Raw genomic sequence first — 13,824 nt, 5'->3', positions numbered from 1 at the left:
ACTATGCCCGCGCCGCCAGCAGGGCTTCGAGTTCCGCGATCCGCCGGTCCCGCGCCGCCAGCGCCGCCGCGACATCCGCGGCCTCGAAGCGCTGGGGGATGTGCTGGGGGCAGTTCGCGTCCCAGGCCTCGATGTCGAGGAGGATCGCCTGCTCCGCCGGTGTGGCATCACCCGGCATGCGCAGCCGTTCCAGCAGCGCCGGATCATCCTCCACGACGCGCGCGCGGCCCCAGATCTTCACGCGCCGCCGATGCGCGTAGTCGATCAGGAAGAGATGCGCGCGCGGATTCTCCGCCAGGTTGCCGAGCGTGATGTATTGCCGGTTGCCGCGGAGATCGGCGAAGCCGAGCGTCCTTTCGTCCAGCACGCGGAGGAAGCCGGGCGGGCCGCCGCGATGCTGGATGTAGGGCTGCCCCTCCGCATTCGCCGTCGCCAGGAAGATGCTGGTCTGCGCCGCGATGAAGGCGGCGAGGTCCGGCGTCACGGTCGTGGCCCAGCCGCCCCGCTCCTCCATCCGCGCATAGCTGGCGCGCGACCCGCGCCGCGCCTGGATGGCCTTCACCGCTGATGTGAAGGCGATGTCGCTGGAGGGGGTCACAGCCCGAGTTCCTCCAGCCCCGGATGGTCGTCCGGCCGCCGCCCGAGCGGCCAGTGGAACAGCCGCTGCGCGGGCTCGATCGCCAGGTCGTTGATGCTGGCGATGCGGCGGGCCATCAGCCCCTCCGCGTCGAATTCCCAGTTCTCGTTGCCATGGCTGCGCCACCACTGGCCTGTGGCATCGTGCCATTCATAGGCGAAGCGCACCGCGATGCGGTCGCCGCCGAAGGCCCAGACCTGCTTGATGAGGCGATATTCCAGCTCCTTCGCCCATTTGCGCTGGAGGAAGGCTTCGATGGCGGCGCGGCCCTCGATGAATTCCGCGCGGTTCCGCCAGCGGCTGCCCGGCGTATAGGCCAGCGCGACCCGCGCGGGGTCGCGGCTGTTCCAGGCATCCTCGGCCAGCCGCGCCTTCCGCGCGGCCGAACCGGCATCGAAGGGCGGCAGGGGCGGCCGTGACATGGTCACGCCGCCTGCGCCGCGGGCGGGAAATCCACCTCCGTCCCCGCCACGTTGTTCAGGTAGTTGGTCCAGGTGTTGAGCGCGACGTGCAGCACGATCTCGATGATCTCGGCCTCGTCATGGCCCGCGATCTTCACCAGGCGCAGCGCATCGTCATCCACATGCCCGCGGTCGCGCGCCACCTTGGAGGCGAAGCGCACCGCCGCATCGGCCTTGGGGTCGTTCGAGAAGCCCGCGCGATTGGCCGCGATCTCCGCGCTGTCCAGCTTCGCGAGGGTCGCGCCGATATGGCTGTGCGCCGCCAGGCAGTAGTCGCAGCCATTGATGGCGGCGACCGCCAGCGCGATGCGTTCCCGCGTGGCCGGCGGCAGGCTGCCCTTGGCCAGCGCGGCGCTGAGGCCGAGATAGCCTTCCAGCGCCGCCGGGCTGCTGGCCACGGTGCGGAACAGGTTGGGTACGAAGCCGATCTGCTTCCGCACGGCCTGCAGGAAGGGGCGGGAGGCCGCCGGGGCGGCATCGATATCGGCGTGGGTGGTGAGGCGGGTCATGGGTGGTCTCCTTCCGGGATGACGCCGCCGATCCTGCGCCGTTGCGTCGTTCGCGATAATCATGATCCTTGACACTTCATCATTGCCCTGAGTGCAATGGCGGCATGGACCGCTTCGACGCGCTGACCGCCTTCGTCACCATCGTGGACCGCCACGGCTTCGCCCCCGCGGCTAGGCATCTCGGCCTGGCGCCCTCCGCCATCACCCGCCAGGTCGCGGCGCTGGAGGACAGGCTCGGCGTGCGGCTGCTGGCGCGCACCACGCGCTCCGTCACCCTGACCGATGCCGGCGCCCGCTTCCTGGAACGCGCGCGGCGCATCCTGGCGGAGCTGCGGGAGGCCGAGGATTCCGCGCAATCGGAGCGCGCGCGCCCCGCCGGGCGCCTCACCCTGACGGCCCCCGCCGTCTTCGGCCGCCTGCACGTCGCGCCGCTGGTCGCGGACTTCCTCGGCCAGCACGCGGAGGTTTCCGTCCGGCTGCTGCTGAACGACCGCACCATCAACCTGGTGGAGGAGGGCGTGGACCTCGCCATCCGCATCGGCCAGTTGCCGGATTCGGGGCTGGTCGCGAAGCGGCTGGGCGAGACGCGGCGCGTCGTCGTCGCCGCCCCCGCCTATCTCGACCGCCACGGCACGCCGGCCCATCCCGGCGAGCTGCCGCGCCACGCCACCATCGGCTTCACCGGCCTGGCGGAGGCGTCGGAATGGCGCTTCGCGGACGACCATCGCGTGGTGGTGCAGCCGCGGCTCACCACCAACAGCGCCGATGCCGCGATCTGGGCGGCGGAGCAGGGCCAGGGGCTGACGCAGGTGCTGGGCTACCAGGTGAAGGACGCCGTGGCCGCCGGCCGGCTGCGCGTGGTGCTGGCGGGACACGAACCGCCGCCCCTGCCCATCCACGCCGTCCACCCGGCCTCACGCCTGCTCTCCGCCGCCGTGCGCGCATTCATCGACCTCGCCGTCGCGCGGGCCGATTGGCATTTCGCTACCGCCTGACGGGGTCGCGCACCGTCAGCAGGATGGCCGCGCCCACGCCGAGGAAGACCAGCACCGTCGCCATCCCCAGCCGCTGGCTGCCCGTCGCCGTCGTCACCGCCGCCAGCGCCGCCGGGCCGAGGAAGCCCGTGATGCGGCCGGACAGCGCGAAGAGCCCGAAATGCGCCGCCATCTCCTCCGGCGGCGCCAGCCGGGCCATGAAGGTGCGGCTCGCCGCCTGGGCGGGGCCGAAGAACAGGCCGAGCGAGAGCGCCAGCACCCAGAAGCCCAGCTCCGTCGTCGCCAGCAGCAGCCCCGTGCCGAAGACCAGCATCGCCGCCAGCGCCAGCAGCACCATCTGGCGCGACCCGATCCGGTCCTCCACCAGCGCGAAGCCCGCCGCCCCGAGCCCCGCCGTCACGTTCATGGCAATGCCGAACAGCAGGATGCGGTCGATCCCCATGCCGAAGACGCCCGCGGCATAGATCGCCCCGAAGGCGAAGAGGGTGTTGAGGCCATCCGTGTAGAACAGCCGCGCCAGGATGAAGCGCGCCAGCGACGGGTTGCGCGGCAGGGTGCGGACCAGCGCCACGATCTCCCCCAGACCCTTTCGCGCTGCCTCCCCCCATCCCGGCTTCGGGCCCGGCGCATCCGGCACCGCCACCAGCACCGGCCAGCCGAAGACCAGCAGCCACGCCGCCACCAGCAGCGCCGCCGCCCGCACATGCTCCGCCTGGCCGCGATCGAGCCCGATGGGCGAGGGGTTGGGCTGCACCAGCAGCACCAGGCAGAGGGCAAGACACACCAGCCCCCCCGCATAGCCGAGCCCCCAGCCGAGGCCTGAGACGCGCCCGATCCGCTCGGGCGTCGCGACACTCGGCAGCATCGCATTGTAGAAGACCGTGCCGAGTTCGAAGGCGATGGTGGCAAGCCCGACGCAGACCAGCGCATAGGTCATGAAGGCCGGGTCGGGCTTGGCGAACCAGATCATCGCCGTGCTGGCCGACAGCAGCAGGGTGAAGAAACCCAGCATCAGCCGCCGCCGCCCCCCCGCATCCGCCAGCGCGCCCAGCAGCGGCGAGAGCAGCGCCACGCCGAACCCCGCCGCCGACTGCATCCAGCCCCAGGCCGCCTGGCCCGTCGCCGGATCGGGCGCGATGCCCTGCGCGAAATAGGCGGCGATCACGAAGGTGGAGACGACGGTCGGGAAGGCGCTGTTCGCCCAGTCATAGAAGGCCCAGGCCCAGATGCGCCTGGTCTCCCCGCGATGCCCCGTCACGCGAACCCCGTGGCGCGCGCGCAGTCATGCCAGTGGTGACGCATCCTCGCCCAATGGCCATTGGCAGCCGAGGGGCTCGGCAGCACGAAGATCGCGGGCCGCCCCGGCGCCGCGGGCTGCGCCCCGAAGGCCATGTCCCGCTTGCGGCGGCGGAGCGCCAGGGCGCCGGCCTCCTGGCTCGTGAAGGCGATGGCGCGCGGCGACCAGTACGCCATGGCAGCCCAGAAACGATCGATGTCGAAATCCCCCGGGGACAGGTCCCGGTCCATACCGCGCCCGGTCTTGGACAGGTCCGTCAAGCCGATTCGGTGGTCCCGCAGCCGCGCATACTCCGCCGGGCGCAGCAGCCCGGGCGTGAAGCCGGCCTCCGCCAGGGTGGGCCAGAAGGCGTTGCGCGGGCCGGCGTAATAGGCGCCGAGGCGCGCGGATTCAGGGCCCGCCGCCGTGCCGCAGAAGACGAGGCGCAGGCCCCAGGCCAGAACGTCTGGCAGCACGTCGGGCGTCGCTGGGGAAGGCGCTGCCTTCCCCAGACCCCATCCGCCAGGCCCGAGACGGGCCTGGACCGTCATCAGGCGACTGCCGCCAGGGCGCGGGCGGCGACGCCGATGGCGACCAGATCGCCTACCGAAGCCGCCTCCCGCGCCAGGCGCGCGGCTTCCGCATCGGCCGGGGCGGCGCCACCGGCCAGCCTCGCCCGGGCAAGCCGCGCCTGCACGCCGGCGAGGTCCGCCAGCACCTCCGCCTTCGCCCGCGCGGCGAAGGGCCCGGTGGCGCGCGCAGCCTCCGCCGCCGCGCGCAGCGCCTCCAGCGCGAAACCCTCCCCCACCGCGCGCCAGGCGCCAGCAGCAGCCGCGGGATCGGCCCCCGTCTCGGCCGCCAGCCGCACCACCGCCGGCGCGGCTGCCAGCCGCGGCGCGGCGCCCGCCAGCGCGGCGGGCTCCGCCGGAATCCCGGCCTCCCGCAGCAGCGCCGCCTCCGCCCCCGGCGCCGCCACCTCCGCCGCCACCAGCGCCGCGACCCCAGGCCGCAGCGCGGCCAGCGCGGCGTCCAGCGCCTGCTGCCCGCCCGACATCAACTCCCGCGCCGCCCCCTCCTCCAGCCGCCGCAGCGCCAGCAGGGCCGAGAGCCGCGTGGCAGCCGGTGCCGCCGCGGCATCGATCGCGGCGGCCGCCGGCTCCACGCCGAACAGCGCACCCGCCAGCCAGGCCGCCCGCGCCACCGCGGCGCCCGATCCCGTGGCCCCCGCCAGCCGCCCCAGCGCGGCCACGCCCAGCCGGTTGACCACCTGGTTGCACAGCGCCGTCGCCAGCAATTCCCGCCGCAGCCGGTGCCGCGCGATCTGCGCGCCGAAGCGCTCCCTGAGCGCGGTCGGGAAGTAATCGACCAGCAGCGGCGCCAGCGCCGCCTCCTCCGCCAGCCCGCTCCCCTCGATCGCCTCCGCCAGCCAGAGCTTCGCCGCCGGCAGCAGCGCCGCGAGTTCGGGCCGCGTCAGCCCCTCCCCGGCCGCCGCCCGCGCCCGGATCGCCGCCGCATCCGGCAGGACGGAGACGGCGCGATCGAGAAAGCCCGCCGCCTCCAGCCGCGCCATCAGCGCCGCATGGGCGGAAAGGTCGTCCGCCGCCGTCATCGCCTCCAGGCTCAGCGCGATGGATTGCGCGTGGTTATCGGCCAGCACGAGCTGCCCGACCTCCTCCGTCATCGCCGCCAGCAGCTCGTCGCGCTGGCGGCGCGTCAGCACGCCCTCCCGCTCCGCCTCGGCCAGCAGGATCTTGATGTTCACCTCGTGGTCGGAGGTGCTGACCCCCGCGGAATTATCGAGCGCATCGGTGTTGATGCGCACGCCGGCGCGCGATGCCTCGATGCGCCCGGCCTGGGTCACGCCGAGATTGGCGCCCTCCCCCACGATCTTCGCGCGGACCTCGCGCCCATCGATGCGGATGGAATCATTGGCGCGGTCGCCGGCTTCCGCCTGCGTCTCCGTGCCCGCCTTCACATAGGTGCCGATGCCGCCGAAATAGAGCAGATCGACCGGCAGCGTCAGGATGGCGCGCATGATGGCTGCCGGCTCCGCCCGCTCCGCCTCGATGCCCAGCAGCGCGCGGGCTTCGGGCGAGAGCGGCAGCGTCTTGGCATTGCGCGGCAGGATCGCGCCCCCCTTCGACAGCAGCCGCGCCTCGTAATCCGCCCAGGAGGAGCGCGGCAGGGCAAACAGCCGCTGCCGTTCGGCGAAGGAGACCGCCGGATCGGGATCGGGGTCGATGAAGATGTGCCGGTGGTCGAAGGCCGCGACGAGCTTCGTCTTCGCCGACACCAGCAGCCCGTTGCCGAAGACGTCGCCCGACATGTCACCGACACCGGCACAGGTGAATTCCGCCTCCTGCACCCCCGCGCCGCGCAACTCCTGGAAATGCCGGTCGATCATCACCCAGGCACCGCGCGCGGTGATGCCCATGCCCTTGTGGTCATAGCCCGCGCTGCCGCCACTCGCGAAGGCATCGCCGAGCCAGAAGTTGTAGTCGGCGGAAAGCCCGTTCGCGATGTCGCTGAAGGTGGCGGTGCCCTTGTCCGCCGCGGCGACGATGTAGGGATCGGCGCCGTCGCGCGGCACCACCGCATCCGGCGTCACCACACTGCCATCGGCGGCGTAGTTGTCCGTCAAATCCAGCATGCCGCGCACCAGCGTGCGGTAGCCGGCGATGCCTTCCGCCATGAAGGCGTCGCGGTCGGAAGCGGGCGGCGGATGCTTCAGGATGAAGCCGCCCTTGGCCCCCGTCGGCACGATGACGACGTTCTTGAGCCGCTGCGCCTTCATCAGCCCCAGCACCTCCGTCCGGAAATCCTCCCGCCGGTCCGACCAGCGGATGCCGCCGCGGGCGACGGGGCCCGCGCGCAGATGGCAGCCCTCCATCCGCGGCGAGTGGACGAAGATCTCCCGCCAGGGCCGCGGCGCCGGCATGTCCCCCGCCTTCGCGCTGTCGATCTTGAAGGCCAGGTAGTCTTTGGCCTGGAAGAAGTTCGTGCGCAGCATCGCGTCCAGCACGGTGCGCAGCCGGGACAGGATGCGGTCCTCGTCGGGGTTGGCCACGCCATCCAGCAGCGTGCGCCAGGCATCGTCGAACTTGCTCTCGTCGCGCTCCGCCACATCCGGCGCGAAGCGCGTGTGGAAGAGATCGACCAGGATGCGCGCGGCATCGGGATGCGCGGCCAGCGCCGCTTCCACGCTGTCCTGGGCGAAGGGGAAGCCCACCTGCTTCAGCCAGCGATATAGTGCCCGCAGCAGCCAGCATTCCTTCCAGTCGAGCCCCGCGCGCAGCACCAGGCGGTTGAAGCCATCGGCCTCCACATCGCCGCGCAGCAGCGCGTGCAGCGCGCCCGCCACGTCCTGCAGCCGCGCCTCCTCAACATCCGCCCGCGCCTCCAGCCGGTAGGCGTGCAGCACCACCACTGGCCCGCCTACGGGGTCCAGGCGATAGGGCACTTCCTCGATCGCGCGCAGGTCGAGGCTTTCGAACAGCGGCAGCGCGTCGGCCAGCGCCAGCGGCCCATCCGGGCTTGCCAGCCGCAGCATCACGCTGCGCGGCCCGCCGCCCGCCGGGCGTGTCAACTGGCCGCGCGGCCTTCCGCCATGCGTCAGTTCATTGGCCAGCGACAGATCGCCGATCGCGGTCGCCACCGTCTCCGCCTGGCGATAGGCCGGTGGGAAAGCATCCCGCCACCGCGCCAGCATCTGCGCGCCATATTCCGCGCCGGCCTCGCGCAGCAGCGCCTCCTCCAGCCGGTCGCGGAAGCCGCGCGTGGCCTGCGCCACCGCCGCTTCCAGCGCCGCCTCCTCCACCGCCGGCACGGCGCCCGGCGTGGTGCCGATCACGTAGTGGACGCGCGCCAGCGGCGCGTCGCCGAGCAGCGTGTAGAAGGCGGAAAGCCGGCCGCCGAAGCTCTCCGCCAGCAGCCTTCCCACGCGTTCGCGCATCTGCGTGTCGAAGGTATCGCGCGGCAGCCAGGCGATGACGCTCGCGAAGCGCTCGAAGGGATCGCGCCGCACCACCAGCGCCGCGCGCGGCCGGATCTGCAGGTCGAGCGCGCGGCGGCAGCCCGCCAGGATCGCCGCCTCCGGCGCCTGGAACAGCTCGTCCCGCGGCCAGGTGTCGAGGATGTTGCGCAGCGCGCGCCCGTCATGGCTTTCGGGATCGAGCCCGGCCGCCGCCAGGATGCGCAGCACCTTGGCGCGCAGCAGCGGGATGGATCGCGGGTTGCGGTTATACGCCCCGGCCGCGAAGAGCCCGAGGAACAGCCGCACCCCCACCACGCGCCCCGCCCCATCCGTGATGCGCGTCATCACCACATCGGCGTGCTGCGGCCGATGCACCGTCGCGCGCATATTGGCCTTGGCGACCGTCACCGCCTCCAGCCGCGCCAGGTTCGCGCGCACGGCGCCGGGCAGCGAAGCCAGGTCGCGCAGCGCATCGAAGACCGGCACGGTCGCGTCACGCAGCAGGCCGAGATCCTCCTCCGCCGCCACCGACAGCCCCGCCTCCGTCAGCACCAGGCGGCGATGGCCGAGCAGGACGAAATTGTCCTCCCCCATCCAGCGCAGGAATTCCCGCGCCTCGTCTTCCCCGGCCGGCAGTTCCGCCGCCGCATCGCCGAGCCTGGCGAGCATCGGGGAGAAATCATCGACGGCGAGGCGGACATCGCCCATGGCGCGCACCAGCGCCGCCTCCACGCCCTCCCAGTCGCCGGCCACCCCCGCGAAGGGCAGCGCGACGCCGGGGCCGAGGGTGATGCGCATCATGCTCTCCGGCGTCTCGCCGGCCAGCGAGACCAGCGCCCCCTTCGCATCCCGCGCCACGCGCAGCACGGGGTGCAGCAGCTGCCGCACCACGCGCCCCTGCACGGCCAGCGCCGCCAGCACGCTGTCCACCAGGAAGGGCATGTCGTCGGTGACGATCTCCGCGACCGCCAGGCTGCGGCCGGGTCCCGGCGGCAGCAGCCGCACCTTGGTCTGGCGCGGCCGGCGCTGCTCCGCGAAGGCGAAGAGGCTCGCCGCCGCCTCCGCCAGCGCCTCCGGCGGCGTGGCGGCGAGTTCGGCGGTCGGCACCGCCTCCTGCAACCGCGCGAGGAGGTCGGCCGCCATGGGCGGCAGCCCGGGCGCCAGCCGGCCCAGCGCGGCCTTGGCCTCCGCCAGCACCAGGGGCCGCACGCCGTCCTGTTCCCGCGCCGCGTCGTTCATCGCGCCTTCCTCCTGCCGCGCCTGTCACCGGATCGGGTGCAGCGCGGTCCCTGGAAGGTGGCGTCGCCGCACCACCCGCCGCAACCCCCGAGGCCGGATGACGGATCACGTGGATGTGCGGTAGCCTGGGGCCATGATCGACGACCTCGCCGCGCTCCTCGCCCCCGTCACGCCCGAGAAGTTCTTCGCGGAGCATTACGACAAGGCGCCGCTGCATATCCGCGGCAATGCGGGAAAATTCGCGCAGGTCCTGTCCTGGCGGCAGATCAACCGGCTGCTGGACATGTCCCATATCTGGACCTCCACCAGCCTGAAGCTGGTGCTGGACAGCCAGACGGTGCCCGCGGAGCAGTTCTGCACCCGCGCCACCAGCCGCGACAACGCATCCGTCCTGCAGCCCGACGCGAAGCTGGTGCAGGCCTGGATCGCCAAGGGCGCCAGCGTGGTGATGAACGACGTGGACAGCCTGACGCCGGGCCTGGCCGGCATCTCCGCCGCGCTGGAGGGTGCCGGCCTCGGCAAGGCCCAGGCCAATGTCTACATCAGCTGGCAGAGCCACAAGGCCTTCCACACGCACTACGACACGCATGATGTCTGGGCCGTGCAGGTGGAGGGCGAGAAGTCCTGGAACATCTGGGAAGGCCGCGCGGACTACCCGATCCCGCACCCCGCCTTCCGCGGCCAGCCGCAATCCCACCACGACCAGGCCCGCGGCAAGCTGCGCGGCACGGTCCACATGAAGACCGGCGACCTGCTGTATCTCCCCCGCGGCTGGTACCACGACGCGCTGGCGGAGGCGCCTTCCTCCGTCCATGTCGCCTATGGCGTCCACGCGCCGCTGGGCATGGACCTCATGAACATGCTGGGGGAGCGCGTGCTCTATGACGCGGAATTCAGGAAGCCCCTGCCCCGCCAGGATGGCAGCGCGGCGGCGCAATTCGCGTTGACGCAGCGCGCGGGGCTGCTCGGCCAGCGCCTCCAGGAATTGTGCAGGGATCCCAAGGTGCTGCAGGTGCTCGGCCAGTTCGTGGCCAATTACCGCTTCAGCCGCGGCGGCTACGACATCCTCGCCGCGCGCGGGATCGCCAGCACCGCCTCCGAAGCGGGCGATGCCCCCGGCTTCCGCATCCTCTCCCCCGGCGCCAAGCCCGTCCGCCGCGGCGCCGACTGGGTGCTGAAGACCGCGCAGGGCAGCCTGACCGTCACGCCGGCGGAGGCCGAGGCCGCCACCTGGCTGCTCTCCCGCCCCGAGGTGACGGAGGCCGAGCTGGCCGCCAAGGCCCCCGGCCTCGATGCCCCCGGCCTGCTGGCCCGGCTGGAAGCAGGCGGCCTGCTGGCGCGGTCCGCCTGATGCGCCCACTCGCCCTCGCGCTTCTCCTCCTCGCCGGTCCCGCCGCGGCCCAGCCGCGCAGCTTCTCCTGCGTCGGCGCGGAGGCGCTGGAGGATGACGTCTTCGCCGTGCCCTTCACCCGCGGCAGCACCACGCTGCGCGATGCCGGCCGCAGCGCCATCGCGGCGGCGGCGCAGCTGGCGGAGGGCGAGCGGGAGCGGAACATCTGCGTCTTCGGCCATGCCGACCGCAGCGCCGGGGCCGGCACCAGCACGCAGATCGCCGCGCAGCGCGCCCGCGCCGTGGCGCAGGCCCTGTCCCAGCAGGGGATCGAGCGCGACCGCATCCGGGCGGAGGCCCGCGTCGCAGCCTTCAGCGGCAGGCAGGCGGAACCCGAGGCGCGTGCCGTGACCATCGTGGTGCTGCCCACGCTGCCGTGAGGCGCCCGCCCGCGAAGCGCGCCGAAATATTGAAACTTAAGTCATTTGTTACCCTCGGGCTGTAACACTTGCCGAGTATGCGCAAGGATATGTTTTGTGGCGAAACGGCCGGCCGAGGCGGGCTGTCCGCGCCGCGTGGATCGCCCCAGCCAAAGGCCCATCGGGGCCCAATAGCCAGGACCGAGGAAAGCGCCGCATGACCGACCAACCCGAGGAAAAGCCCCCGCTGCGGCGCCGGCTTTTCGTGCTGCGCCTGGCCGCCCTGGGGGGCGCGGCACCCGCCGTGGCGGCCTGCGTGCCGCAACAGCCCGTCTATGTGCAGCAGCCCGTGTACCAGCAGCCGGTGGTGCGCCGCGGCACGGGGATCAGCGACAGCGACCCCTCCGACGCCCCGGGCAATGGCCGCGGCGGCCATCGCGGCAGCGGCGTGACGGATAGCGACCCGAATGACAGCCCCGGCTTCGGCCGCGGCGGCTATGCCCGCCGCACCGGCGTCAGCGACAGCGACCCGAACGACCCGCCGGGCGGCGGCCGCGGCGGCAGCTACCGCCGCACCACCGGCATCACGGATAGCGACCCCTCCGACGGCCCCGGCAATGGCCGCGGCGGCTATCGCGGCGCGCCCGTCCGCCGCACCGGCATCACGGATAGCGACCCGTCGGACGGCCCGGGCAATGGCCGCGGCGGCTATCGCGGCGGCGGCGGCTACCGCACCGGCCTGACCGACAGCGACCCCTCCGACGGCCCCGGCCGCGGGCGGCGGGGGTACTGACACCCCGCGCAACGCGTCCCTGTCTCCCCGACGGGGGGAGAGGGCAGGCGCTACACCATCGCCGTGAGGCGGGCCGAGGCGCCGAACGGCGCCCGCGGCTTATGCCGCGAAGCCAAGCGCGCGCCCGGCGTTTGAGCGGTGACATGCCTCTCCGGCATGTCACCGGCCGCCGTCAGGCGGTGGCAAGCGGCCCGCCGCTCTTCAGGCGGGCCGAGGCGCCGAACGGCGCCCGCGGCCTATGCCGCGAAGCCAAGCCGGCGCCCGGCGTTTGAGCGGTGACATGCCTCTCCGGCATGTCACCGGCCGCCGTCAGGCGGCGGCAAACAAATACGTCGGCATGGGCTGGGTGTTGTCCACCACGCCCTTCACGCCCGGCACATTCTCCGCCAGCACGCGCAAGCCCCGCTGCACCGCCGCGCTCCGGCTGAAGCCGTGGAACTCCACGACGCCATCCTTCACATCGACCAGCGCATAGAAGGTGTCCGCCCAGGGCTCCCGCTTCATCGCCGCCAGCACCGCGCGGCGGATGCGGTCATCGGACAACTCCCCCGCCTCCGGCGCCGGCGCCACCAGCGCGCGCAACAGGTCGGCGCGGGAAACCAGGCCCTTCAGCTGGCCCCCCTCCGTCACCAGCACGCGACGGATGCCGCGATCCTCCATCAGATGGGCGATGACGGACGCCAGCGTGTCCGGATCGACGGAAACCACCGCCTCCGTCATCACATCCGCCGCCGTCATCCCATGGGTGCGGGCATAACGCTCCGCATCCCGCGCGGGGTTGGCGAACATGGCGGCCAGCCACCCCGCCGGCTTGTCATCCTCCCCGGCCAGGCGGCGGATCAGGTCGGCCTCCGTCACGATGCCGGCCACGCCACCATCGGCATTCACCACCGGCACCGCCGAGATCCCGCGCTCCGCCAGCAGCCTCGCCACGGCGATCACGGGCGTGGCCGGCGGCACGGTGACGACATCCGCGGTCATCAGGTCACGCGCACGAAGACTGGTCACGGCTCAATCCCTCCACGGGTTGGTTCCCATGACCAGGAGGCTACGCGCCAGCCGCCGCCACTTCCTTGACCCAGGTCAATCGCGCCGCCCCCACCGCCAGGCGGGCTTCCGCCCCGCGCGAAGCCCCTGTATGCCTCGGACACAATCAAACGGGAGGGTCCAGATGACGACCAGCAAGATCGGCGCCGCCATGATCGGCCGCCGCAGCCTCGCCGCCCTCGGCGCCGCCGCCATCGCCGCACCATCCATCGCCCGCGCCCAGGGCACGCAGATGGCGATCGCGACGGGCACCACCGGCGGCGTCTACTACCCGCTCGGCGGCGCGCTCGCGAACTACCTCTCCCGCGGCATCCCGGGCATGTCCGCCACCGTCGAAGTCACCGGCGGCTCCGTCGCCAACTTCCAGCTGCTGGGCGCGGGGCGCGTCGGCATGCTCTTCGGCCAGGTGGACGCCGCCGTGGACGGGCTGCGCGGCGCCGGGCCCTTCCGCGGCCGCGCCGTGCCCGCCCGCGCCATCGCCGTGCTCTACACCAACCGCATGCAGGTGGTGACCACCGCCGCCACCGGCATCCGCTCCATCGCCGACCTCCGCGGCAAGCGCGTCTCCACCGGCGCCCCCGGCTCCGCCACCGAACTCTTCGCCTTCCGCGTCATCGCCGCCGCCGGCCTCGACCGCGAAAGGGACTTCCGCGCCCGCGAACGCCTGAGCCCCGCGGAATCCACCAACGCCATCCGCGACGGCAAGCTCGACGCCTACTTCTTCGTCTCCGGCGTGCCGACCTCCGCCATCACGGACCTCGCCGCCACGCCCGGCACGCAGATCCACCTGATCGACCACGCCGACCTGCACGCCCGCATCGTGCAGGAAAACGGCCCCGTCTACTTCCCCGAAGTCATCCCCGCCGGCACCTACCCCGGCCAGCGCACGGACAACCAGCAACTCTCCGTCGCCAACATCCTGGCGGTGCGGGACGACATGCCGGCCGAGATGGTCACCAACATCCTGCGCGTCACCTGGGAAAACCGGGAAGACTGGGCCCGCGTCCACGCGGAAGCCCGCAACTTCACGCTCGCCGCCCAGAAGACCGCCGCCGCCGGCATCCCCTGGCACCCCGCGGCAGAAGCCTTCTGGCGCTCCGCCGGCGCGACGCTGGCGTGAGGGGGCGGCTTGCAGGGGGACGCCG

General features: G+C 72.8%; 12 protein-coding genes. 5 read left to right on the top strand and 7 right to left on the bottom strand.

From position 1 onward, the window contains the following. Position 1: 1 nt before the first annotated feature. The 3 genes from JJI54_RS04280 to JJI54_RS04270 are packed head-to-tail and all read right to left on the bottom strand — an operon-like array spanning position 2 to position 1,607. Positions 2–598 (bottom strand): pyridoxamine 5'-phosphate oxidase family protein, encoded by a 597-nt coding sequence (locus JJI54_RS04280; protein ID WP_203071241.1) that lies wholly within the window; start codon positions 596–598, stop codon positions 2–4. After that, positions 595–1,059, bottom strand: coding sequence for a nuclear transport factor 2 family protein (locus JJI54_RS04275; RefSeq protein WP_203071239.1), 465 nt, complete (start codon positions 1,057–1,059; stop codon positions 595–597). The genes JJI54_RS04280 and JJI54_RS04275 overlap by 4 nt, the downstream gene beginning before the upstream one ends. A gap of 2 nt (positions 1,060–1,061) precedes the next feature. After that, the gene (locus JJI54_RS04270) at positions 1,062–1,607 is read right to left on the bottom strand and encodes a carboxymuconolactone decarboxylase family protein (protein WP_203071237.1); all 546 of its coding nucleotides are present in this window, start codon (positions 1,605–1,607) and stop codon (positions 1,062–1,064) included. A 104-nt stretch (positions 1,608–1,711) separates the two neighbouring features. Between JJI54_RS04270 and JJI54_RS04265 the strand changes: the two genes are divergently transcribed. Beyond that, positions 1,712–2,602 carry a LysR family transcriptional regulator gene (locus tag JJI54_RS04265; protein ID WP_203071235.1) on the top strand — a complete coding sequence of 297 codons (891 nt, stop codon included), beginning with the start codon at positions 1,712–1,714 and terminating at the stop codon, positions 2,600–2,602. On the opposite strand, the gene JJI54_RS04260 is transcribed toward JJI54_RS04265, so the two are convergent. The 3 genes from JJI54_RS04260 to JJI54_RS04250 all read right to left on the bottom strand — a co-directional run bounded on the left by JJI54_RS04260 (position 2,592) and on the right by JJI54_RS04250 (position 9,090). After that, on the bottom strand, positions 2,592–3,860 hold the full coding sequence (locus tag JJI54_RS04260; RefSeq protein ID WP_203071233.1) for an MFS transporter: 1,269 nt from the start codon (positions 3,858–3,860) through the stop codon (positions 2,592–2,594). The genes JJI54_RS04265 and JJI54_RS04260 overlap by 11 nt on opposite strands. Next, entirely contained in the window at positions 3,857–4,354 is a 498-nt protein-coding gene (locus JJI54_RS04255) for a mismatch-specific DNA-glycosylase (protein WP_203071231.1), read from the bottom strand. The genes JJI54_RS04260 and JJI54_RS04255 overlap by 4 nt, the downstream gene beginning before the upstream one ends. A 74-nt stretch (positions 4,355–4,428) precedes the next feature. Further along, positions 4,429–9,090, bottom strand: coding sequence for an NAD-glutamate dehydrogenase (locus JJI54_RS04250; RefSeq protein WP_203071229.1), 4,662 nt, complete (start codon positions 9,088–9,090; stop codon positions 4,429–4,431). Positions 9,091–9,223: 133 nt separating this feature from the next. On the opposite strand from JJI54_RS04250, the gene JJI54_RS04245 reads away from it, so the two are divergent. From JJI54_RS04245 to JJI54_RS04235, 3 genes are all read left to right on the top strand, one after another. Beyond that, positions 9,224–10,441 carry a cupin domain-containing protein gene (locus JJI54_RS04245; protein ID WP_203071227.1) on the top strand — a complete coding sequence of 406 codons (1,218 nt, stop codon included), beginning with the start codon at positions 9,224–9,226 and terminating at the stop codon, positions 10,439–10,441. Then, entirely contained in the window at positions 10,441–10,860 is a 420-nt protein-coding gene (locus JJI54_RS04240) for an OmpA family protein (protein WP_203071225.1), read from the top strand. Before JJI54_RS04245 ends, JJI54_RS04240 begins: the two co-directional genes overlap by 1 nt. 196 nt (positions 10,861–11,056) lie before the next feature. Next, positions 11,057–11,632: a hypothetical protein gene (locus JJI54_RS04235; protein ID WP_203071223.1), complete on the top strand. Its 576-nt coding sequence runs from the start codon at positions 11,057–11,059 to the stop codon at positions 11,630–11,632. A 309-nt stretch (positions 11,633–11,941) separates the two neighbouring features. Here the strand turns inward: JJI54_RS04235 and JJI54_RS04230 are convergent, their stop codons facing one another. After that, entirely contained in the window at positions 11,942–12,640 is a 699-nt protein-coding gene (locus JJI54_RS04230) for a CBS domain-containing protein (protein ID WP_318987443.1), read from the bottom strand. Between the two features lie 163 nt (positions 12,641–12,803). Between JJI54_RS04230 and JJI54_RS04225 the strand changes: the two genes are divergently transcribed. Then, on the top strand, positions 12,804–13,799 hold the full coding sequence (locus tag JJI54_RS04225) for a TAXI family TRAP transporter solute-binding subunit (protein ID WP_226381364.1): 996 nt from the start codon (positions 12,804–12,806) through the stop codon (positions 13,797–13,799). The last annotated feature ends 25 nt before the right edge of the window (positions 13,800–13,824 follow it).

Source organism: Falsiroseomonas ponticola (assembly GCF_016805305.1).
Lineage (GTDB): Bacteria > Pseudomonadota > Alphaproteobacteria > Acetobacterales > Acetobacteraceae > Falsiroseomonas > Falsiroseomonas ponticola.
This window is presented reverse-complemented; position numbering and strand designations above follow the sequence as displayed.